The 26,294-nt window shown below is 65.3% G+C and carries 25 protein-coding genes; 17 read left to right on the top strand and 8 right to left on the bottom strand.

Features of this window, described 5'->3' with window-relative positions; all coding sequences use genetic code 11:
* Window positions 1–19: 19 nt before the first annotated feature.
* Window positions 20–1,027: a hypothetical protein gene (locus Q0L25_RS05150; RefSeq protein ID WP_296612151.1), complete on the top strand. Its 1,008-nt coding sequence runs from the start codon at window positions 20–22 to the stop codon at window positions 1,025–1,027.
* 157 nt (window positions 1,028–1,184) lie between these two features.
* On the opposite strand, the gene Q0L25_RS05145 is transcribed toward Q0L25_RS05150, so the two are convergent.
* The 3 genes from Q0L25_RS05145 to Q0L25_RS05135 all read right to left on the bottom strand — a co-directional run bounded on the left by Q0L25_RS05145 (window position 1,185) and on the right by Q0L25_RS05135 (window position 3,932).
* Entirely contained in the window at window positions 1,185–1,616 is a 432-nt protein-coding gene (locus Q0L25_RS05145) for a hypothetical protein (RefSeq protein WP_296612149.1), read from the bottom strand.
* A 243-nt stretch (window positions 1,617–1,859) separates the two neighbouring features.
* The gene (locus tag Q0L25_RS05140; RefSeq protein ID WP_296612147.1) at window positions 1,860–2,537 is read right to left on the bottom strand and encodes a FadR/GntR family transcriptional regulator; all 678 of its coding nucleotides are present in this window, start codon (window positions 2,535–2,537) and stop codon (window positions 1,860–1,862) included.
* Between the two features lie 48 nt (window positions 2,538–2,585).
* The gene (locus Q0L25_RS05135; RefSeq protein ID WP_296612145.1) at window positions 2,586–3,932 is read right to left on the bottom strand and encodes a gluconate:H+ symporter; all 1,347 of its coding nucleotides are present in this window, start codon (window positions 3,930–3,932) and stop codon (window positions 2,586–2,588) included.
* A gap of 333 nt (window positions 3,933–4,265) precedes the next feature.
* Here Q0L25_RS05135 and Q0L25_RS05130 point away from each other — a divergent pair, with 333 nt between their 5' ends.
* From Q0L25_RS05130 to Q0L25_RS05120, 3 genes are all read left to right on the top strand, one after another.
* Window positions 4,266–5,387 carry a lactonase family protein gene (locus tag Q0L25_RS05130; protein ID WP_296612143.1) on the top strand — a complete coding sequence of 374 codons (1,122 nt, stop codon included), beginning with the start codon at window positions 4,266–4,268 and terminating at the stop codon, window positions 5,385–5,387.
* A gap of 129 nt (window positions 5,388–5,516) precedes the next feature.
* Window positions 5,517–7,556 carry an amidohydrolase family protein gene (locus Q0L25_RS05125; protein ID WP_296612142.1) on the top strand — a complete coding sequence of 680 codons (2,040 nt, stop codon included), beginning with the start codon at window positions 5,517–5,519 and terminating at the stop codon, window positions 7,554–7,556.
* 56 nt (window positions 7,557–7,612) lie between these two features.
* A complete protein-coding gene (locus Q0L25_RS05120) occupies window positions 7,613–8,014 on the top strand; it encodes an MAPEG family protein (RefSeq protein WP_296612140.1) in 402 nt (133 codons plus the stop codon).
* Window positions 8,015–8,050: 36 nt separating this feature from the next.
* Here Q0L25_RS05120 and Q0L25_RS05115 read toward each other — a convergent pair whose 3' ends face one another.
* Together Q0L25_RS05115 and Q0L25_RS05110 are read right to left on the bottom strand one after the other, a co-directional pair.
* Window positions 8,051–9,634, bottom strand: coding sequence for a Na+/H+ antiporter (locus tag Q0L25_RS05115; RefSeq protein ID WP_296612138.1), 1,584 nt, complete (start codon window positions 9,632–9,634; stop codon window positions 8,051–8,053).
* Window positions 9,635–9,640: 6 nt separating this feature from the next.
* Window positions 9,641–9,784, bottom strand: a complete 144-nt coding sequence (locus Q0L25_RS05110) for a hypothetical protein (RefSeq protein WP_169803458.1) — start codon at window positions 9,782–9,784, stop codon at window positions 9,641–9,643.
* Between the two features lie 158 nt (window positions 9,785–9,942).
* Between Q0L25_RS05110 and Q0L25_RS05105 the strand changes: the two genes are divergently transcribed.
* Entirely contained in the window at window positions 9,943–10,347 is a 405-nt protein-coding gene (locus Q0L25_RS05105) for a DUF2147 domain-containing protein (RefSeq protein ID WP_296612134.1), read from the top strand.
* A 105-nt stretch (window positions 10,348–10,452) separates the two neighbouring features.
* Window positions 10,453–11,280 carry a type I methionyl aminopeptidase gene (map, locus tag Q0L25_RS05100; RefSeq protein ID WP_296612132.1) on the top strand — a complete coding sequence of 276 codons (828 nt, stop codon included), beginning with the start codon at window positions 10,453–10,455 and terminating at the stop codon, window positions 11,278–11,280.
* A 39-nt stretch (window positions 11,281–11,319) separates the two neighbouring features.
* Here the strand turns inward: map and Q0L25_RS05095 are convergent, their stop codons facing one another.
* Entirely contained in the window at window positions 11,320–12,594 is a 1,275-nt protein-coding gene (locus Q0L25_RS05095; protein WP_296612131.1) for a glutamate-5-semialdehyde dehydrogenase, read from the bottom strand.
* Between the two features lie 77 nt (window positions 12,595–12,671).
* Here Q0L25_RS05095 and Q0L25_RS05090 point away from each other — a divergent pair, with 77 nt between their 5' ends.
* Window positions 12,672–13,751 (top strand): DUF3667 domain-containing protein, encoded by a 1,080-nt coding sequence (locus Q0L25_RS05090; RefSeq protein WP_296612129.1) that lies wholly within the window; start codon window positions 12,672–12,674, stop codon window positions 13,749–13,751.
* A 57-nt stretch (window positions 13,752–13,808) separates the two neighbouring features.
* Here Q0L25_RS05090 and Q0L25_RS05085 read toward each other — a convergent pair whose 3' ends face one another.
* Window positions 13,809–14,522 carry a hypothetical protein gene (locus tag Q0L25_RS05085; RefSeq protein WP_296612127.1) on the bottom strand — a complete coding sequence of 238 codons (714 nt, stop codon included), beginning with the start codon at window positions 14,520–14,522 and terminating at the stop codon, window positions 13,809–13,811.
* Window positions 14,523–14,621: 99 nt separating this feature from the next.
* Between Q0L25_RS05085 and Q0L25_RS05080 the strand changes: the two genes are divergently transcribed.
* The 7 genes from Q0L25_RS05080 to Q0L25_RS05050 all read left to right on the top strand — a co-directional run bounded on the left by Q0L25_RS05080 (window position 14,622) and on the right by Q0L25_RS05050 (window position 20,698).
* Window positions 14,622–15,224 (top strand): TetR/AcrR family transcriptional regulator, encoded by a 603-nt coding sequence (locus Q0L25_RS05080; RefSeq protein WP_296612126.1) that lies wholly within the window; start codon window positions 14,622–14,624, stop codon window positions 15,222–15,224.
* Between the two features lie 143 nt (window positions 15,225–15,367).
* Window positions 15,368–15,748 carry a VOC family protein gene (locus Q0L25_RS05075; RefSeq protein ID WP_296612124.1) on the top strand — a complete coding sequence of 127 codons (381 nt, stop codon included), beginning with the start codon at window positions 15,368–15,370 and terminating at the stop codon, window positions 15,746–15,748.
* Between the two features lie 401 nt (window positions 15,749–16,149).
* Window positions 16,150–16,893, top strand: a complete 744-nt coding sequence (locus Q0L25_RS05070) for a prolipoprotein diacylglyceryl transferase family protein (RefSeq protein WP_296612122.1) — start codon at window positions 16,150–16,152, stop codon at window positions 16,891–16,893.
* Complete coding sequence (locus Q0L25_RS05065) at window positions 16,838–18,283, top strand: radical SAM protein (RefSeq protein ID WP_296612120.1); 1,446 nt, start codon at window positions 16,838–16,840, stop codon at window positions 18,281–18,283. Before Q0L25_RS05070 ends, Q0L25_RS05065 begins: the two co-directional genes overlap by 56 nt.
* Entirely contained in the window at window positions 18,280–18,543 is a 264-nt protein-coding gene (locus tag Q0L25_RS05060) for a hypothetical protein (protein ID WP_296612118.1), read from the top strand. The genes Q0L25_RS05065 and Q0L25_RS05060 overlap by 4 nt, the downstream gene beginning before the upstream one ends.
* A gap of 80 nt (window positions 18,544–18,623) precedes the next feature.
* On the top strand, window positions 18,624–19,304 hold the full coding sequence (locus tag Q0L25_RS05055; RefSeq protein ID WP_296612116.1) for a response regulator transcription factor: 681 nt from the start codon (window positions 18,624–18,626) through the stop codon (window positions 19,302–19,304).
* Window positions 19,295–20,698, top strand: coding sequence for a HAMP domain-containing sensor histidine kinase (locus Q0L25_RS05050; RefSeq protein WP_296612114.1), 1,404 nt, complete (start codon window positions 19,295–19,297; stop codon window positions 20,696–20,698). Before Q0L25_RS05055 ends, Q0L25_RS05050 begins: the two co-directional genes overlap by 10 nt.
* On the opposite strand, the gene Q0L25_RS05045 is transcribed toward Q0L25_RS05050, so the two are convergent.
* Window positions 20,661–21,083 (bottom strand): PepSY domain-containing protein, encoded by a 423-nt coding sequence (locus tag Q0L25_RS05045; RefSeq protein WP_296612112.1) that lies wholly within the window; start codon window positions 21,081–21,083, stop codon window positions 20,661–20,663. The genes Q0L25_RS05050 and Q0L25_RS05045 overlap by 38 nt on opposite strands.
* A gap of 170 nt (window positions 21,084–21,253) precedes the next feature.
* Here Q0L25_RS05045 and Q0L25_RS05040 point away from each other — a divergent pair, with 170 nt between their 5' ends.
* The 3 genes from Q0L25_RS05040 (at window position 21,254) to Q0L25_RS05030 (ending at window position 26,227) form a co-directional block, all read left to right on the top strand.
* A complete protein-coding gene (locus Q0L25_RS05040; protein ID WP_296612111.1) occupies window positions 21,254–21,991 on the top strand; it encodes a phosphatase PAP2 family protein in 738 nt (245 codons plus the stop codon).
* A gap of 26 nt (window positions 21,992–22,017) precedes the next feature.
* Window positions 22,018–24,525 carry a TonB-dependent receptor gene (locus tag Q0L25_RS05035; RefSeq protein WP_296612109.1) on the top strand — a complete coding sequence of 836 codons (2,508 nt, stop codon included), beginning with the start codon at window positions 22,018–22,020 and terminating at the stop codon, window positions 24,523–24,525.
* 307 nt (window positions 24,526–24,832) lie between these two features.
* A complete protein-coding gene (locus Q0L25_RS05030; RefSeq protein ID WP_296612107.1) occupies window positions 24,833–26,227 on the top strand; it encodes a glycoside hydrolase family 28 protein in 1,395 nt (464 codons plus the stop codon).
* Window positions 26,228–26,294: the final 67 nt, after the last annotated feature.

Below are 26,294 nucleotides of genomic sequence, written 5' to 3'. Positions count from 1 at the left end.
GGGGATTTGGAATGTGATGATGATCGCGGCGCTCTTCGCCAGTAGCGCAGCGAACCCGGGATATGCCGGTGCACCGGCTGCAGTAAACGCGGCAGGCGATGGTCAGGAAGCCGCCGCAGGCGAGGAGCTCTGCGTCGCCGGCCAGAAGGTGGAGTTCGTGCACCTGAATCGGCGCTGGCCAGGCGTCGTCAAGGGTCACAGCTATGGCGGCGACCAATGTTTGGTCACGTCGAACATGAACACCGGGTCGTTCATGCAGGACCTCGAAATCGATTTCGCCGATCTTCGCGTCTTCAACGGCGCGCCGGAAAGGGGGATGCCCGACGTCCCCGGACGCGCTTCGCCAGCGAGCAACGCCGTGTCGACGACGCCCGGCACGCGCGCGACCGATTCGCGTTCGAACACGTCAATGGTCACGACCACGCCGGAGGAGGTCCTTCGTATTGCTTCCCGCGATCACGACCTTGCCGTCGCGCGATATGACGGGAAGTTCGTGCGCGTGACCAGTCTGCCGGGACGGATCGGGATCAGCGGCAACAGCATGCGGCTCTATGCCGATCCGTCGCGATACACGGCGTCGGTCCTTTGCCTGTTCGAGCCCGAGCGCATGAGCGAACTCCGCTCGGTACCCGATGGCGCCGCCGTCACCGTGGAAGGCGACGCAAACATCGCGGGGGCCGAGCGCATCAATATCCAGAACTGTCATGTCGTCGCCATCGGCGGACAGTCGGCAAAAGCGGCGATCCCCTCTCAGCCCCCGATGGGCAAATATATCTGCATGCAGTCGGGCCAAGGCATCGGAGATCTGGTCCTATCGCGATCGAGCTACACCGCGAGCGGCAAGACGGGATTTTACTCGTATAGCGCCGGTACCGGTAAATTCGTCTTCACCAGCGGCAACTATGCGCAATGGGGTTGGAGCGGCGTTTGGAAGACCGATTCACAATCCCCTGGCGGGGTTCCCGAACCTCGCATCGACATCACGGATGGCGGCAAGCTCAACATCCATTGTTATCCGCCGAAATAACCTGCGCTTGTCGTTGTCGTGCATCGCTGAGACCGCCCCATCGCCGGCGGCGATTGGAGGAGGCGGCGCGAAGGTGACCGGCGGCATCTCAACAGTCGAGTGGATGTCAATTCGAGCGATTTCTCGTGCGATGCCCGCACGGCGCTTATTCCATAAACTACCGCTGCAATGCGACGATGCGAAATGCGATCGTGCTCGATGGCACGCCCTCGGGTAGCGTCAGCGAGAGGTTGCGCGTCACGACGCGGGCGCGGTTCGATGTGTCGATCCGGGTGGTCCCCGATGCGTTCAGCGGCACCTTGTGCCCGTCGATCGACAGGCTCGCCTTGGCCAACGCCGGCGCATAATCGGCATAGACCTCATAGCCATTGGGGTTGTTGCAGAATTCCTTGAGCGCGCCGAGTGATACCTCGCCCGGTCCGGTAGGAATGACGGCGATGTCGGTTTCGGCACGGCAGATCACCGGAACGACGCCGCTGATCTCCACCGCGTAGCGGGACGTCCCGGACGTTTGCGGCCCGCTCTTCGCCTGTCCGCTCGTCGCGGTGCAGGCGAGCGCGACCGCAGCGACGCTCAGTGCCTTCCCCATATAGGCCACCCTTGCTTGTTATCTTCTTTTAGGCGCCAACCCCTCCCGAACGGTTCCGTTCCCGGATGTCGATGGAAAACGGAAAAATATCATTTCGATACCGATATGTAGCGGGCTTTCCTGGAGCGAGCGGTTGGTCAGGAAAGGAGATTTCTCCCGTCGATCGGCGCCGGATGTCGCCGGCCTCCACCGGCTGTCTTCGGACCCATTCTGCAGCTCCCCGTCTTCGGCGCTCGGCAGGTGTCAGGGCATCAGCCGCTTGCGGCCTTGCGAAAGATGCCAGCGCATGGCCAGCGCCGCTCCGTCTGCGTCCTGAACCCGGATCGCTTCGACGATCATCCGGTGTTCGGACAGCATGGCATCGATCGTCTCCGGAGGTCGCGACCGCGATATGTCGATACCCGCCTTCATCACGCGATCCATGTCCGCGAACATATGGTCGAACGCCGAGACGAAAGCGGGGTTGGAGGTAGCGAGTACGATTGCCCGGTGGAGGGCCATGTCCTCCAGATGCGCGGGTCCGCTCGACAACAGCGCCTTTTCCAGCCGGGCCATCTCCTGGTCGATGGCCCGCATCTGTTCAGCGGAGCGGCGTGCGGCGGCAAGCCGCGCGGCTTCCGCCTCCAGAACGAACCGCACCTCATAGCTGCCCAGCGTGGCGGAGAGTTCCTCCATCGGCATGTGCGCAACCAGCCGCTCCGACGGACGCCGCTTGACGAACGAACCAGCACCTCGCCGCGCTTCGGTGATGCCGTCGGAGCCCAGCCGGACCAGCGCTTCGCGGACGATCGTACGCGAGATCCCGAACATCTCGACCAGCCTTGCTTCCGACGGCAAACGATCGCCGATCTCCAGCTGGTCGCGATTGATGATCTCGACGATACCCGTATAGGCGCGATCGGCTGCTCGGCCCTCGCTCATCCCTTGGCTCTTCGGGCTTTTGACGGCGTCATTGTCGGTCCAATCTGATCACAGCAGGCAGCTCGCGCCCAGCACACAGGCCAGTCCGACGACCGACACGACCGTCTCCAGTACCGACCATGTGCGGAACGTGTCCGCCGTGCTCGTGCCGAGATATCCCTTTACCAGCCAGAAGCCGGGATCGTTGACGTGCGAGAAAAACACCGATCCGGCACCGATGGCGAGCACCACCCATTCCGGCGACGCGCCGCTCTTCGCGACGACTCCGCCCATGATGCCGGCAGTCGTGATCGTCGCCACGGTGGCGGAGCCCGTCGCCAGCCGAATGCCCACCGCCACGAGCCAGGCGAGCACGATCGGCGATAAAGCGCCGCCCGCCGCCACCTTCGCCAGCAAGTCCGACAGTCCGGCGCTGACCAGCACTTGCTTGAGCGCGCCGCCGGCGCCGATCGACAACAGAATCGTACCCGCCGGTTTCATCGCGTCCGTCCAGATCGTCCTTTGCACTGCGGCGTCGCCTACCCGGCGCCCGAACAGGAGCGGCAATGCGACGATATTGGTCAGGAGCAGCGCAAAGACCGGGTTGCTCGCGAAGGTGAGCCAACCGACCGACGCGGCGGCGCTGGCCGGCAGCACGGCCGGTATCTGGCCGGCCGCGATCAGCACGACCGGCATCAGGATGACCGCGAGCGATATGCCCAATGCCGGCGCGGCTTGCAGAGGCTCGCTCAGCTCGATCGAGGGGGCGCTCAGCGCGATCCCCCGTGCGGTCAATCGCGACAGCAACGGGCCGGCGATGATCGCGGTCGGGACCGCCACGACAAGGCCATAGAGAATCGTCCGGCCGAGATCGGCACTGAGCGCGGTGACGGCCAGAAGCGGCCCCGGGTGCGGCGGCACCAAGGCGTGAACGACGGAAAGGCCGGCCAGGGCAGGAAGCATCAGCCGCAGTTTGCCGGCGTCGGCGTTTGCGTCGCCGGGAAGGTTCGCGGCGGCGGTTGCGAGGATGGGCAGCAGAAGCACCAGCCCCGTCTCGAAAAACAGCGGCAATCCGATGACCAATGCCACCAACAGGCTTGCCCAGGGCGCGCCGGCGTTGCCCGCGAGCCTCAGGCCACGCCGCGCCAGCGACGCGGCGCCATCCGACAGTTGCAGCATCGCGCCCAAGGACAGGCCCAGCGCTACGACCAGACCCGTTCCGCCGAGAATGTCGCCGCCGCCCTTTTGCACCGCCGCCGCCGTGGCGACCGGGGACATGCCGGCGCCCAAGCCGGCGACGAACGCGCCGCATAGCAGCGCGATGAAGGGGTGAAGCCGGCCCTTGACGATCAGCAGGACGGACAGGCCGATCCCCGAGACGGCCGACAGGATCAGGCGAATATCTTCCGGCGTCATGGTTAAGGGTGCCCGTATCGGATCGGCGAGCGACCCGTTTTCGCGCAGGCAATGTGCTGAGGCATGCCTCTTCCCCTCCCACAGAATTCTATTCTTTACCGCCAGCTTCGATCGAAATTTCTGTATGACAGATTTTGCTCTGCCGCTACGAAAAGAGGCTTCCGATCGTCAGCGCCGTAGATAATTAGGTTGAACCTGTCCGACCAATTATGGCTTCTTGCTCGCAAAGGAATGCCCGGCCTGGACGGAGAGGAATGCGGCCGACGAATAGCGCGGCCCCATCGTCAGGATCGATGCGATGATCGTCCAGACAAGTTCACCCGAGGAACCAACGTGACCGTACGACCTATGCCTGCTTCCGCATTGCTCTTTTCCCGGCGCGCGCTCGTCGGAACCGCAATAGCGCTCGGCGCGCTCCCTTCCAGGCTGCTGGCAGAGAAGACGGGCGAACTGATCGCCGGCACCTATGCTCAAGAAGGCGGGCCCGGCCTTGTGCCTTTGATGGCGAGGCCGAGCGGTTGGGTAGCGGGGCATCCGCTGGACACGATCCGCAACGCGTCGTTCGGCGTGCGCGCGAGCGCGACCGGCATTCGATACTTGCTCGATGAACAGGAAAAGGGCCGGCTCGGCGTTTACGATCGTGGGTTCCGGCTTCTGGGAGATTTCTCCACGCAGGGTGCCGATCCCTGCCATGCGGCCCTCAGTCCGGACGGCGGCCTGTTGGCCGTCGCCAATTATTCTAGTGGAAGCGTCGCCGTTTGGCGGATCGATCGCACCACCGGTCGTCCGATGGGCGAAGCGCAGCTTGCGGTACATACCGGCAGCGGTCCCAACCGCGCGCGCCAGGCGGGCGCCCATGCGCATTGGGTGGGTTTTGCGATGGGCGGGAAGCTGCTCCACGCGGTTGACCTGGGCGCGGATGCCATCTTCGCGCACGCGGTGGATCCGCGGTCGGGCGCGATCATATCAACGTCGCTCGCCTATCGGGCGCCGGCGGGGTCGGGTCCGCGCCATCTTGCGCGCCACCCTCGCTTGCGGATCGCCTATCTGGTTTCGGAATTGGCCAATACCGTGACGACCCTTGAGGTCCTTCCGGACGGCAGCTTTGCCGCCAAGGGGGTCCTTTCGACGTTGCCGGCGGCGTTCTCCGGAACCTCGACCGCCGCCCACATTGCGGTCAATAAGAGCGGTACACGGCTGTACGTCTCCAATCGCGGTCACGACAGCATCGCTGTGTTCGCGATCGGCGCGGATGGCGGATTGAAGCTCCTGCAGCACGCCGGATCCGGGGGGCGTGGCCCACGCCTGTTCCTGCTGCTGGAGGAGCGTGGAGAAATGCTGGTCGCCAACCAGCGTTCGGGGAATGTGGCTCGACTCCGGCTGGAAAAGGACGGACGGCTCGGCGCTGCCGCCTATGGCACCGCCATTCCCGGAGTGGTGTTTCTATCGGCATAGGCCGGACCTACGGCCAAGTCCGAGGCGAACGGGGGGGCGCCATTGGACCGGAAGACGGCGCGGCAGATATCCGGTTGCCTCGCCGGGCGGACCGCGTCAGTCTCGACCCCGCCTGCAAGGGGGAATAACATGCGCCGGATTCTGCTCGCGTCACTGCTCGTCGCCACCGCCTCGATCGCCGGAGCCGCATCGACACCCAAGGAAGAGCTGATGGTCGCGCCGGCGGGCGCTCGGCACTTCACGATCAGTTCGATCGCCGGGAAGCATGGCGACATCTGGTCGTGGACGACGCCCGACGGCAAGGTCGCGTATCGCATGTCGATGACGTTGCGTGGCTGGGTCACCGAGACGGACGAGCTGGTGACCTTGGCACCTGATAAACGACCCTCGGCGATCGCCATTCGCGGCTTCACCGATTCGGGCGACGCGACCGAGAATTTCGACGTCGATGCGGGTGGCGTCGCGCATTGGAAGACTGCCGTCGATTCGGGCTCCGCGCCGTTCGCCGACAGGCGCTACAGCACCTATGGCGGCCCCTGGCTTGCGAGCGAGATGGACGTAAACGCGCTCGTCGCCGCCGGCGCCAAGGGTATCGACCTGCTGCCGAGCGGCCATGCCAGCATCAAGATCGGCCAGCCCGTCGAGGTCGATGGCCCGCAAGGCAAGAAGACGATCAAGCTGGCCTTCATCACCGGCTATGGTTTCAGTCCGTCGCCGGTCTGGCTGGACAGCGACAACCATTTCTTCGGCAATGCCGGTGTGATCTCGCTATTGCCCGAAGGCTATGAGAGCAACGGCCCCAAGCTCAAGGACCTCCAGGACAAGGCGACCGCGGCGATGGTCCGCGATGTGGCGCATGATTTCCTGAAGCCGGCGAACCGCAGTGCGACTTTGGTCGACAATGTGCTGATGTTCGATTCGGTCGCGGGCAAATATCTGCCCGACCGCGCGGTGCTGATCGCGAACGGCAAGGTCGCCGCGGTCGGCGCGGCGGGGTCGCTCAAGGCGCCTGCGGGGACGACGATTATCGACGGAAAGGGCAAGACGTTGCTGCCCGGCCTGTGGGATTCGCACCAGCATGTCGGCGACGACTGGAGCCTGCTCCAGAACGTGGCGACGGGCATGACCAATTATCGCAGTCCGGGGTCGCTGATCGAGGACGCGCTGAGCATCTATAAACGCCGTGCCGCGGGCGACTTGCTCGCGCCCGACGGCAAGATCTCGGTGATCATCGACCGCAAGGACCCGCTCGCCGCCCAGGGTGCGCTCACCGTCTCGTCGGCGGCCGAGGCGGTCGCCGCGGTCGACAAGATCAAGGCGGCGGGACTGTGGGGCGCCAAATTCTACACCTCGATGAACCCGGCCTGGATCGCCCCGGCGGCGGGCGAGGCGCACAAGCTCGGCTTGCATGTCCATGGCCATGTGCCGGCCGGGATGCGCCCGCTCGACGCGGTGCGCGCGGGCTATGACGAGGTCACCCACATCAACTTCATCATGATGCAGGCGATGCCGCAGGAAGTGGTCGACAAGGCCAATACCGCCGCGCGGCTCGAAGGGCCGGCGAAATACGGCAAGGACGTCGATCTCGACTCGCCGGCGATGAAGGCCTTCTACGCCGAACTGTCGAAGCGCGGGACGATCATCGATCCGACCCTGACCGTGTGGGAGCCGCTGATGACCTCGGACGGCAGCGCGCTGTCGCCCGAATATGCGCCGTTCGCCGACGTCGCGCCGCCTGCGGTCGTGCGGGGCTGGAAGATTTCCGGCTATCCGCTGTTCGGCGGGCTGACGCGCGACGATTTCCGCAAGAGCTTCGTCAAGATGGTCCAATTGGTCGGGCGGCTTCACCAGGCCGGCGTCCGCATCGTCGCGGGCACCGATGGCTATGGCCTGGAGCTGGTGCGCGAACTCGAACTCTATCAACAGGCCGGCCTGACCAATGCGGAATCGCTCCAGACCGCGACGATCATCCCGGCGCGCATGACCGGGATGGATGGCGGCGTCGGGTCGATCGCGCCGGGCAAGACCGCGGATATCATCCTGGTCGATGGCGACGTGTCGAAGGATCTCACCAATCTCCGCCACGTCCGGACGGTGTTCCTCGACGGCTATCGCCTCGACGGGAACGCGCTGCGCCAGGCGAGTGGGCTGAGCGGCATGCCGAGATAAGGATCACGCACGAAGGGCGGCACAAGCGCTGCCCAGTATCCGGGGGACATTCGATGATGGAACATCGCTGGACCGCGATCGTCACGATCGTGGCGCTATTGGTCTATTTCTACATGAGCCTGCAGGTCGGCCGCGCGCGCGGCAAATCGGGCATCGCCGCGCCGGCAATGACCGGCGACCCGCTGCTCGAACGCGCGGTCAGAGTGCACCTCAACACGCTCGAAGGGCTGCCGCTGTTCCTGGGAGGCCTGTGGCTGTTCGCGATCTATTGGAATGAATATGTCGCTGCCGGGCTGGGCCTGGTGTGGATCGCCGGGCGGCTGGTCTACGCCGCCGGCTATATGGCCGATCCGGGCAAGCGCAGCACCGGCTTCTTGATCCAGTTCGCGGCCAGCGGAGTGCTGCTGCTCGGGGCATTGGGCAAGATCGTTTATAGCTTGGTGGTGAGTGGGGTCTGAGGGGAGAAATACGGGAATAGTGGGCTGATATCGCCGCTACTCACCGCGTTGCAGGATGATCCCCAGCTCCTCGACGTCGAGATCGCGTTCGAGCTCCTGCAATACCTCGTCCTCGATCTGCCCCGCGCGGTGGACGCGGATCAGTTCGGCGCGGCCCGCGGCGATCGAGGTGAGGATCACGTCGAAATGCGGGCGCACATTCTCCATGAACGTCTCGGCATCCGCCGCGTAGCGCTGGATCGCCTCCAGCCGCTTGTGCGATTGCTTGAGCAATTGCGGGTGGATCAGCGTTCCGTTCTCGTCATAGGCATTGGCCTCGACCGCCGCGTTGCGCGCGCTGGCGATCGCCGCTTCGGTTTCCGCCATCGTCATCTTCGCCGGCGGGTCCTTGTCCTCGGGTGCGACCCACCTGATCAGCCAGCCCAGGCTGGCGCCCTGCACGACGACCGTGGCGAAGATCACCGCGAAGGCGGTGACCAGCATCAGGTCGCGCCCGGGCATCGCCGCGGGCAGGGAGAGCGCGACCGCCAGCGTGACCACTCCCCGCATCCCGGTCCAGCTCAATATCGTCGCCTGACGCACGCCGAGCGGTCGCGCGCGTGCGAATCCCATCGCGCGGAGAGCGGAGAGCAGGCCGTCACTGGTGAAGATCCAGGCGAAGCGCGCCGCGACGATCGTGAGGATGACCCCGAGGATCGGGATCGTCATCGTCGCCGTGACCGCTTCGAACCCGCCGACGCGATCGAGCACCCCACGCAGCGACGAGCCGATCAGGATGAAGACAATCGCTTCGAGAATGAACACCATCGTCTGCCAGAACGCGCTGCCACGCAGCCGCACCGGCGCGGAAAAGACGATATGCTGGTACCAGCCGAGCATCAGTCCGGCGACCACGGTCGCGATCACTCCGGAGACGTGGGCCCGCTCGCCGGCGATGTAGGCGACCCAGCACATCAGGGTGTTGGCCATGATGATCAGCGTCTGGTCCTTCAGGCGCTTGACCACGAACAGCCAGGCTGCGGCCACCGCCAGCCCGACCACCACGCCGCCCAGCGCGAGCAGGGCGAAACTGGCGACCGCGGCGCCGGCGCTGAACGTGCCGCTCAAGGTCGCCGCCACGGCGAAACGGAACAGCACCAGCCCGGTCGCGTCGTTGAGCAGGCTTTCGCCCTCGACCAGTGCCGACAGACGGCGGGGGAGCTTCACGTTCTGCAGCACCGCGCGGGCCGACACCGCGTCGGGCGGCGAGACGATCGCGCCGAGAGCGAAGCACGCCGCCCAGGGCAGGCTGGGGACCAGCCAGTGCGCGACGACTCCGACCGCCAGCGTCGTGAACACGATCGCGCCGATGGCGAGCGAGAGGATTCCCGGCAAATGCCGCCGGAACCGGCCGAACGCGGTGAAATAGGCACCGTCCATCAACAACGGCGGCAGGAACAGCACCAGCGCCAGTTCGGGATCGAGCGCGACGGGCGACAATCCCGGGATGAACGCGAGCGCACCGCCGCCGACCAGCAAGGCGGTCGATGGCGGCAACTTCAGCCGCCGCGCCGCCCAATGCAGCGCGACGACGCCGACCAGCAGGGCCAGGACGAGTTCGAACGTCTCGACAGGACGCATGCAGTGTCAGTCGCCCGTACGGCGCTTGATCTTGTTCGGCAGGTCCTTGCCCTTGGTGCGGCGCGACGGAATTTGGATCGGATTCTTCTTCTTCCACTCGGCCCAGGTCATCGGGCCATCGGGTGTCTGGATGATCGTGTCGTCTGCCATCCTTCGCCTGTAGATCAAAACGGCGCCCAACGCACCTTTCGGCAGCCATTCGTAGCTATGCGATGCCATGACTTGATATCATCCTAGATATCCTGCTCTGGCCGTCGGAGGCGCCAACGCTATATCGCACCCGCTATCCCACGATCTGGAGGAACTGAATGCCGCGCGCGATCCTGGCTGTCATCTTGAGCCTGCTGGCCTTTTCCGGAGCCAGCGCCAGCGATGAGGAAGCGGCGATCGGCACGTGGCGTAACGTTCGCGACACGATGCATATCGAGATCCGCCATTGCGGCGACTCGCTGTGCGGCAAGGTCGTCTGGGCGAGCGATCAGGCGATCGCGGACGCGCGGCGTGGAGGTACGCAAGACCTGATCGGCATTCAGGTATTTCGCGATTTCAGGCAGGATTCGGCGGGCAATTGGCGCGGCAAGGTGTTCGTCCCGGACCTCAACAAGACGCTTTCCGGCACTATCGTGCTGGTCGACCGCAATACGCTGAAGGGTTCGGGCTGCCTGGTCGGCCGCGTCCTCTGCAAGTCGAAGATATTGGTCAGGATGCGGTAGTCGCCGCGGCGCCGCCCGATGCCGTTACCTTGCACCCGCTCGTCGAGGGGCATAGTTCACGGGCGACCGCGCGTCGGGCGCCGGTTAGGACAGTAGAGACCTTCAATGACCCATTATGTCGCCGCGGCGGCGAAAGGCGCCGATCGCCGCACCGGCGCGATCAAGCTCCACGACGCCAGCGATTTCGCTGCGATGCACGAGGCGGGACAGGTGACCGCTTCGGTGCTCGATGCCCTGGCGGACGTCGTGCAACCCGGCGTCAGCACCGAGGCGATCGACGTCTTCGCCCATGACGCGATCGTGGCCACCGGGGCCATTCCTGCGAATATCGGCTATCGCGGCTACGCCCATACCAGCTGCATTTCGATCAACCATGTCGTGTGCCACGGCATCCCCGGCCCGCGGACGCTCAAGGACGGCGATATCGTCAATATCGACCTGACCTCGATCGTCGACGGCTGGCACGGCGATTCCAGCCGCATGTATCTGGTCGGCGACGTGTCGGTGAAGGCCCGGCGGCTGGTCGACGTAACCTATGAATGCCTGATGCGCGGGATCGAGCAGGCCAGGCCGGGCAATCGGTTGGGCGATATCGGCCATGCCATCCAGCAGCACGCCGAACGCCATCGCTATGGCGTGGTCAGGGATTTCGTCGGCCACGGCGTCGGCCGCGTCTATCACGATGCCCCGGACGTCCTGCATTACGGGCGGCCCGGCACCGGTCCCGAATTGAAGCCCGGAATGATCTTCACCATCGAGCCGATGATCAATGCCGGACGGCCCGACGTGAAGATGCTCGACGACGGCTGGACCGCGGTCACGCGCGACCGTTCGCTCTCGGCGCAATTCGAACACTCGATCGGCATCACCGAAACCGGCTGCGAGATCTTCACTACCAGCCCGATGGGCCGTCACCGCCCGCCTTACGCTTGAGGTAACGACTCGGCCGGGTTCGTCCGGCCAACCGCTGCGTTACGGCCGGATCTGGCCCGTCCCCCGCCCGATCCATTTATAAGTCGTCAGCCCCTCGAGCGCGACCGGGCCGCGCGCATGCAATCGTCCCGTCGCGATGCCGATCTCGGCGCCCAGGCCGAACTCGCCGCCATCGGCGAATTGGGTCGAGGCGTTCCACAGCACGATCGCGCTGTCGACCGCGGACAGGAAGCGTTCGGCGACGCGTTCGTCCTCGGCGACGATCGCGTCGGTATGATGCGATCCGTGCGCGGCGATGAAGCTCAGCGCCTCCTCGATCCCGCTTACCAGACGGGCCGAGGCGATCGCGTCGAGATATTCGGTGTCCCAATCCTCGCGGTCCGCGGGCACGACGCCGGGCACCAGTTGCTGGAGCAGGGGATCGCCGCGGACCTCGCATCCCGCCGCCTGCAATTTCTGGATCAGCTGTCCGGCATGCGGATAATCGCGGTCGATCAGCAATGTCTCCATCGCGCCGCACACGCCGGTGCGCCGCATCTTGGCATTGACGACGATGTCCTCGGCCATCGCCTGATCAGCCGAGGCGTGGACATAGATGTGGTTGATCCCGTCGAGATGCGCGAGCACCGGCACCCGCGCCTCGGCCTGGACGCGCGCGACCAGGCCCTTGCCGCCGCGCGGCACGATCATGTCGATCACGCCTTCGCCCGCCAGCATCGCGCCGACCGCGGCGCGGTCGGTCACCGGCACCAATTGCACGGCTTCGGCGGGCAAGCCTGCCGCTTCCAGTCCGCGGACCAATGCGGCGTGGATTGCACGGTTGCTCTCGATCGCCTCGGAGCCGCCGCGCAGGATCACCGCATTGCCCGATCCGATACAGAGCGCGGCGGCATCGGCGGTCACGTTGGGCCGGCTTTCGTAGATGATGCCGATCACCCCGATCGGCACCCGCACGCGCGCCAGCTTGAGGCCGTTGGGGCGCTCGATCTCGTCGATGACTTCGCCGACCGGATCCTTCAGCGTCGCCACGGTGGCGACCCCATCGGCCGTCGCGGCGACGCGTTCGGGCGTCAGCTTCAGCCGGTCGAGCAACGCCGCCGACAGGCCGGCGGCGCTGCCATTGGCCATATCGATCTTGTTCGCGGCCAGGATATCCGGTTCCGCATCACGAATCGCCTGTGCCATCGCTTCCAGCGCGCGCGCCTTGTCCGCGCTCGACAGTCCGGCGAGGACCAGGGCCGCGGATCGCGCGTGCCGACCCATCGACGCGATCAGCGCGACGGGATCGATTTCGATGTCGACGGTCGTTTCCATGGCGGCTCAATTATCATGCCGACACCGGTGGCCAAAGCGCTATCGCCTTTTGTGCGGCCAATGCTATCCATCGCGCCATGAGCGGGGAATTTGCGGCAGCGAGCGATATCGCGACCGGCGCGCTGATCGGGCGCGCGGTCGAACCGAAGGCGGGCGAACATGGAGGCGGGCAAGATGCGCATGGCGTCTGCCTCAATTGCAGCACCGCGTTGATCGGATCGTTCTGCCATGCCTGCGGCCAGAACGGACACGTCCACAAGACCCTGACCTCGATCGGGCACGACCTGCTCCATGGCGTGTTCCATTTCGAAGGCAAGGTGTGGCGCACCCTGCCGATGCTGGTCACCCATCCGGGCGGGCTGACGCGGCGCTATATCGACGGCGAGCGCGCGCGCTTCGTCTCGCCGCTGGCGATGTTCCTGTTCTTCGTCTTCCTGATGTTCGCGACCTTCCACTCACTGGGAGGCGGCAAGGACTTCAACTTCGACGCCCCGCCCGCGACCACCGGCGAGCAACTGGCCAAGCTCGATGGCGAGATCGCAAGCACGCAGGCCAAGATCGACCGGATCGAGAAGCGCATCGCCGCGGGCAAGGCCGATGAGGATGACCAGGACGATATCACCGGCTATCGGACCTCGCTCAAGGCGCTGCAGACAACGCGCGCCGCGCTCGCGATGGGCGGGAAAGCGACCGTCCGGGAGAATATCGGCAAGATCGATACCGGCTGGCCTTCGCTCGACGAGGGTATCAGAAAGGCGCAAAAGAACCCCGAACTCGCGCTCTACAAGCTGCAATCCTCTGCCTACAAATATAGCTGGGCACTGATCCCGATCTCGGTGCCGTTCGTGGCGCTGCTGTTCCTGTGGCGCCGCCGCTTCAAGCTCTACGACCACGCAATTTTCGTGACCTATTCGCTGGCCTTCATGATGCTGCTCGCGACCACGATATCGCTGTTGATGATGATCGGGGCGCCCGCCTGGCTCTATGGCAATATGATCGCTTTCGGTCCGCCGGTGCACATCTTCTTCCAGCTGCGCGGCGCTTATCAGCTCAATTGGTTCTCGGCGTTGTGGCGCACCTTCGCGCTGCTGATCTTCGCTTCGATCACGCTGACCCTGTTCGGGATTTTGCTGCTCGGCCTGGGGCTGATGGAATAGAGAGCGCCAACCGCCGGCGCCGTTCGTCCCTTTTTGCGGAGCGGCGTGTAGCTCCGATTACGGCTGGCTTTCGATCAGCGTCATCAGGTCGCGCAGTGCGTCCGCCGGAAAGTCGATCGCCTCGACATGCGCTTCGCGCAGCGGCGGCGTGCCGTGCGTTTCCTCGGGAAAGCGCGCAATGCCCCACGAATCCGCCTCGAACAGCGCGCCGTACGACCCGTGCAGCGCTGCGCGATCTCCGTCGACGAACACATACGCCCCTGACCGCTCGTGGATATAGAAGGTCGTCATCATGATGATGCAGTGGCGTCCGGCACATTCGGCCAGCATCGGCACCGCCAGCAACGGATTGGAAGGCATCGGATAATCCGCCTCGCGGCCCGGGGGCAGCGCGACGATCCGGTCGAACCGTTCGGCGATCCGCAGCGCATCGATCATCGGACATTGCCCGCCGCTCTGCCCATCCGGGCGGACCACTCGTCCGCGCTGGGCCAGTGTCTCGGTGCCATGCTCGAGCATTTCGCGCCGGAACGAGGCAAAGCCCGGCAATCCGCGCGCCTCCAGGAAGCGCACCTGTCGCGCCGCGTGGGTCAGGAAATCCTCCGGATAGCCGCGCGTCCGGGCCGCGGCGACGACGTAGCGATCGACATCGTCAAGCGACAGCCTCACGTCGTTGGGTAGGGCCGGGCGCCTTTTGGGCTTTTCCGAAAATGTGGTCGTGCGGCCGAACATGCCCTCATCCATCCTATCGGGATGATGATGGACCCGCATGGTTAATCCTTCGCAAAGGTTGCATTGCGGCCGACCCAGGAACCAACCGGTTGTCCGGTTTCGACTGGGGCGATATGGCGGGCGGAAAGGAAGGGCGGCATGGCCAGATCGAAAATCCGCACCAACGATCCGATCGGCTTGCGCAATCGCGTGCTCGACGCCGCGGCGCGATCGTTCCAATCGTCGGGTTTCGCGGCGACCAGTACGCACGATCTGGTACGGGCGGCGGGGGTCACGGGCGGTGCGCTCCACCATCATTTCCCGACCAAGAAAGCGCTCGCGCTGGCGGTGATCGGTGAGCGGGTCGCCACCGAACTGGGCGAAACCTGGGTGGCTACCGTCCGCGACGCGCCGAGTGCGGCGGCCGGTATCCTCCAGGCATTCGACACGGTCGGTGCTGCACTGGATGCGCAAGGCGCGGTCTCCGGCTGCCCGCTCGGTAACCTCGTGCTCGAATTGTCGCTGGCCGATGCCGACCTCCGCAACGCGCTGGCGCGCGAATATCGCGTCTGGCGCGAGGCGATCGCCGACCGCATCCGCCGCGACCAGGAGTTGGGCGGAGCCTCCTACGCGCCCGATCCGGATGCTTTCGCCAATGTCGTGATCGCCTTGTTCACGGGCGGGATGACCGTCGCCAAGGCCGAACAGGATAGCAGCGCGCTCAGGGCCGCCGCCGACCAGCTGCGCGCGATCATGCGATAGGACCGCGGGAGCGGAGATCGATAAGCTCCGTTTATGCGCACGCGCTCGACGTTGATTTGTAAATCACGGACAAATGGGCCTAAACTGCCTGCGATGATGTGGCGGACGCCGCCTGTCCCCTTACCCGCACTGGAGGTCGTGTCGTGCATAGATCGCGCATCAATGGCATTCTTATCGACTGCAACACGGATGATATCGACGCCGCCGCGCATTTCTGGGCGGAAGCGCTCGGTCGACCGATCGACCCCGACCATCCCGGCACGCGGGGCAATTACCGGATGCTGGCAACCCCTGAAGGGCAGATCAGCGTGCAGATCCAGCGCGTCGAGCATGACAGCCGGATCCATCTCGACATCGAAACCGACGACATTCCCGCCGAGGTCGCGCGCCTCCAGAAACTCGGCGCGACGATCGACACACAAATGGAACGCTGGGTGGTGATGCGCGCGCCGAGTGGGCAGCGCTTTTGCGTCGTCCGCGTGCAGCGCGACGGATTTTCGAACGACGCGATCAGCTGGGAGTAACGGGCAAAGCCGGCGGGCTTCCCTCTCCCGCAAGGGGACAGGGAGTTGCCCCATCCTCGCCCCGACCGCGCCTCGTAACCGTTATTCCGCGGCGAAACACCGGCCGCCGTCAAGGGCTTCCCCCGGACGGGCAGTCCTACCGGGAATTCTTTTCCCTGACATTGGCCAGCGCTTGCGCGATCGTCTCATAGCCGAGCACGATCATGAACAGCACCATCATCGCGACGACGGCCATCTGAAACATTTGCGATCCTGAGAACGACATGAACCTTGCTCCTCGACAGAGCGGGAGGATCGGTCCGTCGGGCGGTCGTTTCCTTGACCATGGTCAAGGAAATCCGCGAAAGGCGGGAAGGCGCGGGGCCCGTTCGGGCTGAATGCGCTGAACATCGCGCCGAACCATGGTATCGACCGGCGTGCTCCACGTCCCGACCGCGCCCTGGTATCATTATGTCGGCGATCTCGCCGCCTGGATCGCGGCGTTCATCGGGGCGCGCTGGGTCTATCGCCATCGCCGCACCAGCGTCGACGGGCTCGCGCGCCAGACCGAGCCCGGTTATTTCGTCAGTCTCGCGGTCGGCGGTGCGCTCGGCGCCTGGTTGCTCGGGTCGCTCAATACCTTGCGTGATGCACGTCCGGTCGTGTCGCACTCGATCGCCGGCGCCCTGGCAGGAGCAATCATTGCGGTCGAACTGTGGAAATGGGCGCGCGGCGTGCGCGGATCGACCGGCGGGCCGTTCGTCATCCCCTTGGCGCTCGGCATCATCGTTGGGCGCTGGGGCTGCCTGTTCGCCGGCTTGGGCGACCAGACCTACGGCGTGCCGACCGGCCTTCCCTGGGGCGTCGATCTTGGCGACGGCGTCTCGCGTCATCCGGTCGAGATCTACGAATCGCTGGCGATGGCGGCGTTCCTGGCGGTCTATTGGCGCGCATTGGTCCGCCGCCGGCGCTGGGCGGTCGAGCACGGCTTCCACGCTTTCGTCCTGGCCTATGCCGTTCAGCGATTTGCCTGGGAGTTCCTCAAGCCCTATCCAACGCTGATCGGCCCGTTCAACGTGTTCCACTTCGTGATGATCGGACTCAGCGCCTATGCACTCCTCTGGATCGCTCGCGGACGCGCCGCTCCACTCCCCGCCCGATCGTAAGGCCGCGCCCTATATCTTCCACGGCCAGACCACGAGCCTGTGCGAAACTTGCCTGGAGATCGTGCCCGCCAAGGTCATCATCGAGGACGAGTGCGTCTGGTACCTCAAGCGCTGCCGGTCGCACGGCGTGCAGAAGACGCTGATCAGCGACGATCTCGCTTATTGGCGCTCGCAAAAGGACTGGCTCAAGCCCGGCGACCGCCCCTTGCGCACCCAGACCCGGACCGAGGCGGGCTGCCCGTTCGATTGTGGTCTCTGCCCCGATCACGAGCAGCATAGTTGCCTTGCGATCGTCGAGATCAACTCGGCGTGCAACCTCGCTTGTCCCGTGTGCTTCGCCGATGCGGAGGACATGCATGGCGGGCATCTGCCGCTCGAGGCGATCGAGGGCATGCTCGACGCATTGGTCGAGAGCGAAGGAGAACCCGATCTCGTCCAGCTATCGGGTGGCGAGCCGACGCTGCATCCGCGCTTCTTCGATGTGCTCGACGCGGTGAAACGCCGCCCGATCCGCCATGTCATGATCAACACCAACGGCCTGCGCATCGCGCAGGAGCCGGGATTCGTCGATCGTCTCGCCAGCTACGCGCCGCGGCTCGAAGTCTATCTCCAGTTCGACAGCATGGACGACGAGGCGCTGATGAACCTGCGGGGCGCGCGCCTCTCGCGCATCCGTCAGGCTGCACTGGAACAACTCGAACGCGTTGGGCTCTCAACTACCCTCGTCGCGGTCGTCAAGCGCGGGGTCAACGATCACGAAGTCGCCGCGATCGTCGACCATGCGCTCGACTGGTCGTGCGTGCGCGGCGTCACGTTCCAGCCGGTCCAGGACGCCGGCCGCAACGAAGGTTTCGACGCCAAGGCCAACCGCATCCTGCTCTCGCAGATCCGCCGCGAAGTGGTGAAAGCAGGCGTGTTCGGGACGGAAGACATGATCCCCTTGCCGTGCAATCCCGACCAGATCTGTATCGGCTACGGCCTGCGCGCCGGCCGCAGCGTGACGCCGATCACCTCGCTCCTGCCGCGCGAGCTGATCCTCAACGGTCCCAACACGATCAGCTACGAGGCCTATCCGGCGTTGCGCCAGGGGGTGCTCGACCTGCTCAGCCTGGCGACCACGCAATGCAATACCGAGGAGAAACTGGCCGGCGTGCTATGCTGCCTGCCCCAGGCGCTGGTGCCTGAGCAGCTCGGCTACGCCAACAGCTTCCGCGTCGTCATCCTGCAATTCCTCGACCGCTATAATTTCGACCTGGCGACGGTGAAGCGCAGCTGCGTTCATTTCGTCACGCCGGACAAACAGATCATTCCGTTCGACACCTACAACACTTTCTACCGACCGGGCGCCGAGGGTGCCGCGGTGGTGGCCAAAGCGAGGGCGGGCATATGAAGCAATTGTTTGGTGGCCTGCTGCTCGGCGTCGGTATCCTGCTCATGACGTGCAGCGGGCTGTGTTCGCTGGTGGTGGTGTTCATGGGGTTCGGCGAGGCGATGCGCGACCCCTCGATCATCATGCTGCCGCTGCTGGTCGGCGGCATTCCCTTCGCGATCGGCTTCGGTCTGTTCTGGGGCGGGCGGGCGCTATTGCGACAGGATTCCAACGAGCGGGCCGGGTTCGGCGCGCCCCAACCGCCGTCCGACGGAGCATAACCGACCCGAAACGGTCACGGCCATGACATGAGCGTGTCACATGCGCGCCGCAACCACCGATCCGGACGGTGGAGACGGGCGTGCGCTTCCTGATAGTCGAAGACGATCCGGTGATCGCCGAGCATATCACTGCCGGGCTGAGCCTGCACGGCCACGAGACGTCGCTCGCCCAGACCGGGTCCGAGGCGATCCTGATGCTCGACCGGCGGCCGCATGACGCGGTCGTGCTCGATCGGCTGCTGCCCGATATCAACGGCCTGTCGGTGATCGATCACGTCCGGCGCCAGGGCAATGCCGTGCCGGTCTTGATGCTGAGCGCGCTGGGCTCGGTCAAGGACCGGATCGAGGGGCTCGAGGTCGGTGCCGACGATTATCTCGCCAAGCCGTTCGACATGGACGAGCTCGCCGCGCGGCTGAGCGCGATCGCGCGCCGCAACGTGTCGCGGCCCGAAGGATCGCGGCTCCAGGTCGGCCGGCTCGAGCTCGACCCGAGCAGTCACTGCGCGCGCTATCGCGATGCCTCGGCGGCACTCAACCGCAAGCAATATTCGTTGCTCGCGCATCTGATGGGCAATGCCGATCGTCTCGTCACGCGGTCGATGCTGCTCGAAAGCGTCTGGGCCTATTCCTTTTCGCCGACCACCAACATCGTCGAAAGCAACATGAGCAGGCTGCGCACCGCGTTGCTGGGCCTCGGCTGCGATCCGATCGAGACCCAGCGCGGCGCCGGCTATATCTTGCGGTCGGATCGGTGCGCCTGATCCCCAACGCATTGTCGCGATCCCCGCGCGTCGGCCGGCTCGCGATCCAGGTCGGTACGGCGTTCGCGATTGCGATGCTGGCGGTCGGAATGATCGGTTTCAGCGCCGCCGACGCCTGGGTATCGAGCCGCATCGACACGTCCCTGCGCTATCACGCCGCCAAATATCTCGCGCCGGCTGACGGGCGCGGGGCCGACGACGCCGTGGTGGCGGCCAAGATCCTCGACTGGCAACGCCGCAAGGTGCTCAGCGAGCGCACCTATGTGCTGTTCTCGCGCGATGGCACGCGGACAGCGGGACGGCTCGACATCGCGCCGCCGCGCCCGGGTTTTTCCGACGTGCGCTTCCTGGGCGGCGGCCGCAGCTATCAGCTGGGACGCGCGCTCGCCACGCGGCTGCCGAGCGGGAGCCTGTTGGTGATAGTCCAGCATAGCGAGGCGGCCGCCAGCCTCCATGCGCTGCTTCCCGGCGTGGTACTCGCGATCTCGCTGGTCGCGCTGGTGATGGGCGTATCGGCGACTTTCCTGTTCGCGCGCCTGACCGCCAGCCGGCTCGCCGAAACGCAAGGCACCGCCGACGCCATCGCCGCCGGTGACCTCAGCCGGCGCATTCCGACCGACCGGCTCGACGGCATGTTCGCGGTCCAGGCCGACAGCCTCAACCGCATGATCGACCGGATGGAGGAACTGGTCCGCGCGCAACGATTGTTCTCGAGCAATCTCGCCCACGATCTGCGCACGCCGCTGACCCGCTTGCGCGGCACGCTTGCGCGAGGCGCCGCCGATGGCGACCCCGCTTTGTCGGGCACGTTCGAGCGCGCCGAACGCGAATGCGCGTCGATCATCGCAATCTTCGACGCGCTGTTGCGCCTCGCCGAGATCGAGACCGGACGACACCCGTCGGCAATGGGCACGCTGTCGCTCCGCCCGCTGATCGAAGATGTCGCCGACACGATGGACCCGGTGATCGCCGATCGCGGCGGCACGCTCGAAGTCGGGCGGCTCGACGACATCGCGATCACCGGTGATGCCGACCTGATCAACCAGTTGCTGATCAACCTGCTCGAAAATGTTGCCACGCACACGCCCGCCGGGACACGCGCGCGCTTGTCGCTCGAACGCGACGCTGGCGGGGCCGTGATCACGATCCGCGACGATGGGCCGGGCCTGGCCGCCGCCGACTTGGCTCGGGTGACGCGCCCGTTCGAGCGTGGCGCGAGCGCGTCGGCGACGCGCGGCAGTGGACTGGGGCTGGCGATCGCGCAGGCGATCGTGCGGTTCCATCATGGGCGGATCGACCTGGCCGATGCCGCGCCGGGGCTCGAGGTGCGCGTGCGCATTCCCGCGAACGATCCGCCTAGCCTGCTCGCAACCGCCGCGCCCGCCGCCGCTTGAGCCACATCGTCAGGTACATCCAGACCCCCGACCCGGCGAAGAACAGCACCGCCAATCCGCCAGCCAGGTTGAGCGCGATGCCGACGGGGCCGAGCGATTCGCCCGAATGCAGCTTCTTGAACCAGTGGTTCCAGCCGCCCAGCGCCGTGCGCTTTTCGTCCTTGGCCGGTTTGGCGCGATCGGCCTTGCCTCCAACCGCAATGGTGGCTTTTGCCGGTGGCGTGTCGAGGATGGCGGTGGCCTGGGTCACTGCTCCGGTGAAGGCGATGACGAACAGGATGAGCGCGAACCAGGGGGCAAGCAGCTTGTGCCAGCGACGCATCGTTTTGGATTCCCAGCATGAACGGTGACCGCGCCCGGATCGGGCGGCAGGCGGGTTTGACACCGGGGATGTGACAAGCGGGTGATGCCAAAATTCTAAGTTTGCAATGTTGGCATTTTCGGCCCGGTCGGGAGCCGGGGAGTCACGGAACCGTCATCGCGCGCCCCTAGCGGCCCCACATGACCTCGGCGCCTCCGGGCGCTGGCGGTCCCATGGGTGAAAAGGGAAGCATTATGATCGCCAGATATCTGGTGCCGTCCGCGCTTGCGGCGGGCCTTGCCCTGTCGTGCGTCCAGGCGAGTCCGTTGCCACCGCAAATGGCTGATACGGCCGGCGCCGCCGCGACGAAGGATGCTGCGCCGCCGTTGCTCGATCCAGCCGAATTCGCGCCTGCCCGCACCTTCGCCCCGCCGCCGCAGCGCAACTCGCCGCTCGAAACGCTCGAGCTTCAGCAGGTAAAGGCGCTGCGCGCCGCCGCTTCGCCCGAGCGCCTCGCCCAGGCCGAGCGCGACGGCGAAACCGAAAATCCGACGGCGTTCGATCAGGCGGCGGGCCGCGACCTCGCTCAGCTTCCGGCCACTTATGCATTGCTCACGCGAATCCAACGCGAGACCAACCGCGTGGTCAGCGCGGGCAAGGACTATTTCCGTCGGCCGCGGCCCTATGGCGTCGATCCGCGGATGGCGCATTGCGGCAAGGGGAAGGTCGCCGATCGCAGCTATCCCAGCGGCCATGGCGGCATGGCCTGGTCGGTCGGCTGGGCGCTCGCCCGGCTGATGCCCGACCGCGCCCCGGCGATCATCGCGCGGGCGCAGGACTATTCGCTCAGCCGCGAAATCTGCGGTGTCCATTTCCAGTCCGATCTGGAAGCCAGCCATGGCGTCGCGGTGATGATCGCCGACCGGCTGCTCGCCGATCCGCGCCTTGCCGACCAGGTCGCCGCCGCGCGCCGCGAACTCGCTCGACCGTAACCGACCTACTTGCCGAACTGGGGATGATGATGAACCGAACTGCTTTCCGCGCCACCTTGCTCGCCGCCGCCGCGACCAGCGCCTTCCTGCTTCCCGCCCATGCGATCGCCGGGCCTGACGCCACGACGGTCGCCGCGAAGGATGCCGATGCCGGCACGGCCAAGGATGCGTCGGTGCCCGCGACCGACGACCAGTCGACCAGCGCCAATCAAAAGGGACAGGCGAACGACAAGCAATCGCTGACCTCGTCCGACATCATCGTCACCGGATCGCGCACCGCCGAAAGCGCGCCGATCACCGCGTCGCTGACCACGACGCAGCCGCAATCGGCGGTCAGCCGCGATTATATCGATAACGCCACCGCGACTTCAGACTTCAACGAGCTGATCGCGCTGACGCCTGGTGTCTCGATCTCGGGCGCGGGTAACGGCTATGGCCTGAGCGAGACCAAGGCGACGATCCGCGGCTTCCAGGACGGCGAATATAACGTCACCTACGATTCGATCCCGTTCGCCGACACCAACAACCCCACGCACCATTCGACCTCATTCTTCCCGTCGAACACGATCGAGACCGTCGTGGTCGATCGCGGCCCCGGCAATGCCAGCCAGCTCGGTCAGGCCAGTTTCGGCGGCAACATCAATCTCTATTCGCGTGGCGTGAAGGATGAGATGGGGGGGCAGGTCGAGGCGATCCTGGGCAATTGGAACACCTTCGTCGCGCGCGCCGAGCTTCAATCAGGCAAGATCGACAGCCTGGGCGGCGCGCGTGTGGTGTTGACTGGGCAGTATATGCGGTCGGACGGTGCGCTGACCTATTCGCCGGTCGGGTCGAAGAACCTCTATGGCAAGGCGGTGATCCCGATCGGCAGCGCCAATACGCTGACCGTGATGAGCACATGGAACCGCAATTACTATTACCAGTCGGACGTGCTGAAGGGCGCGACCTGCGGCAGCGCGACCAAGGGTATTGCGGGCTTTTCCAACGCTGCGCTGGGGCCGGACGGCAAGGCACTGACCCAATTGTCGGGTGAGAATTGCGCCGCGAGCTCGAACGTCGGCGTCTATGGCCGCAATTACGGCCTGGGCAACGATCCGACCCAGCAGGATTATTGGAAGTACAACCGCACCGACAAGACCACCGATTTCTCCTATCTGCGTCTGCAGAGCGACCTCGGGTCGGGCTTCTCGATGGACAACCGTGCGTATATGTACGGCTATACCAACAACACCTGGTCGGGAAATACCGGCAACGTCGTCAGTGGATTCTCCGGCGCGGGCACGCCCGCCTCGCCGTACAAGGCGGTGGCCGGGCCAGCCACAGACATTCTCGGCTACAGCAAGATGAACAAGTATCGAGTCTGGGGCTATATCGGCCAGGTCGATTACGATTTCTCGATGGGCAAGATCCGGGTCGGCGGCTGGTACGAATATGCCGTGACGGATCGCCACAATATCGACTTCGATCTCACGACCGGCCAGCCGAGCTACAACGAGAAGTTCAACAACGGCAACGGCACGACGGCGCAGAATGCGCTGCCGCCGACGACGTTGGCCAACATCAACTACCTCCAGCATTCCAAGTGGAACCAATATCAGCTGTTCGGCGAATTCGAGTTCCGCCCGATCGACAGCCTGTCGATCACGCCGGGCGTCAAATACGTCCATTTCAACCGTTCGATCGACGCCGCGGTCAACCAGAAGACGCGCCTGCCGCTCGACACTTCGGCGACCTGGACCAAGACGCTGCCGTTCCTGACGATCAACTGGCAGGCGATGAGCAATTGGTCGTTCTACGGCCAATATGCGCAAGGGATGTACGTTCCCGACCTGTCGAGCTTCTATTCGTCCTCAGGCCAGCTTTCGAGTGCGCTCGACAGCCTGAAGCCGCAGACCACGACCAATTACCAGGTGGGCACTGTATGGCACGGCAACAAGATTTCGGTCGATGCCGATGCCTATATCATCAACGTCAACAACAAGATCGGCACGTGCACGACCACCGGCTGCGACACGACCCTGCTCGTGAATATCGGCCAGGTTCGCTACAAGGGCGTGGAGGGCCAGGTCAGCTACATGCCTGTGACCGGGCTGACCCTGTTCGCCAACGGATCGTACAATTACGCGCGCAGCGTGACGACCGGGGCGCAGATCGCCAAGGCGCCGTTCACCACCGCCGCGGCCGGCTTCATCTATCGCAACGGCGGTTTCCGCCTGTCGTTCAACCAGAAATATACCGGACCGCAATATGCCACCGAATTCAGCGGCAATCCGGACCTGCGCCTCTATCGCATCAGGCCCTACAGCATCGGCGACTTCGCGATCAGCCAGGAAATCGGCAAGAACCTGCGCCTGGGCGTCACCGTCAACAATGTGTTCAACAGCCGCGCGGTGACCGCGATCGCCAACAGTTCGTCGGGGGCGCCGACCGTCACGATCAACGGCAAGTCCTATCAGAGCGGCTATGGCCAGGCGGACCAGTTCAGCTATCTGCCGCCGCGCTCGTTTCAGGTTTCGGCGCGGCTGAAGTTCTGATCGCGCGCCCGGGCGTGCAAAAAGAGCCGGCAAGCAACAAGTTCGTCGCGCCGCGTCGCCCCTCCGGACTTTTCCGGACTGTGCCGGGCTGGTAAGGTCGCGCATATCGAGGTTCGGTCAGTTGCCTGGGTACTCGCGGCGGTGGGGGCATGCGAGAGAGGCGGGCCGGTCAAGATCGGTCGGCGCGGGGTCGCATCCGTCGCTCTGGGGCGTCGCCAATTCGGGCGCGCCGACCGACACTTATTGGGTCCGGATGGGCCGCGACGGCCTGGGTCGTCGTGGAATGCCGGGCAGAGGGTGGGGTTTGATGGTCAATCGCCGCGCGTTCGTCGCGGGCTCGTGCGTATTTGCCGCTGCCGGACGCGCGGGGATCGGGCATGCCGCCATCATTCCCGGCGGCTTTCCCGCCACTGCCGCCGATCCTGCGCTCGATCCCGACTGGGCCATTGCCGATGCGATCGTCGCGCGGATGCGGCCGCCGGTCTTCCCCGCCGCGATCTTCTCGATCCTCGATCACGGCGCCAGGGAAGGCGCGCCGGCGCACCTCGCCGTCCAGGCCGCGATCGACGCCTGCGCCACGGCGGGCGGCGGCCGGGTGCTCGTGCCCGCCGGATTGTGGCGGGTCAACGCCGCGATCCATCTCCGCTCGAATGTCGAACTCCATCTCGAACGCGATGCCGTGCTCCGCTTCGGCAAGCCGGGCGAGATCGCGCTGCCGGTCGTCCTCACCCGCTGGGAAGGGACCGAGGTCTATAATTTCTCGCCGCTGATCTATGCGCGCGATTGCACCAATGTCGCGATCACCGGACCGGGCGTGTGCGACGGCCAGGGCGGGCAGGGCTTCTTCCAATGGCGCCCTCGCCAGGATCGCGACAAGGCGGCACTGCGCGACATGGGGGAGGCGGGGACGCCCGTCGCCGATCGCCGCTTCGGCCCCGGCCATTTCCTGCGCCCGCCCTTCGTCCAGTTCTTCCGCTGCACCAACGTACTGATCGACGGACCGAAATTCGTCGACTCGCCGTTCTGGACGATCCATCCGGTCTATTCGACCAACGTGATCGTGCGGAACGTCACGGTGATCAGCCACCACCTAAATTCCGACGGCTGCGATCCCGATTCGTGCCAGGACGTGCTGATCGAACATTGCCGTTTCGATGTCTCCGACGATTGCATCGCGATCAAATCGGGCCGCGACCAGGACGGCTGGCGGGTCGGGCTGCCGACCCGCAACGTCGTCATCCGCGATTGCCAGATGTCGACCCATATCGCCGGCGCGATCGCGATCGGCAGCGAGATGTCGGGCGGCGCCTCCAACATCTTCGCCGAGCGGCTCGACGTCCACCACGCCAAACAGGCTTTGTATTTCAAGGCCAATCTCGATCGCGGCGGCACCATCGCCCAGGTCCGCGTGCGCGACGTGAAGGTGCGCGACAGCGACACACTGATCGATTTCACCACCGCCTATCATCGCTCGCGCAGCGGCAACGCGCCCCCTACTTACAAACAATTCACCGTCGAGCGCGTCGACTGCCACAATACCGGCCGCGCGCTGCGCATCGTCGGGGTTGAGGCGGCGCCGGTCCAGGACGTGCTGATCCGCAACGTGACGGTCGGGAAAGCCCGCGAGCGCAACGTGATAGCGCACACCCGCGACCTGCGGCTGGATGGCGTGCGGGTGAACGGACAGGTGCTGGTGGCGTAGGCGATTGCCCGAGCCACGCTGCTGAAGGTACGAATTTTTTGGGGTAGCTGCTACCGTGCGCCCGGCT

Source organism: Sphingomonas sp., assembly GCF_024508665.1.
Classification (GTDB): Bacteria; Pseudomonadota; Alphaproteobacteria; order Sphingomonadales; family Sphingomonadaceae; genus Sphingomonas.
This window is presented reverse-complemented; position numbering and strand designations above follow the sequence as displayed.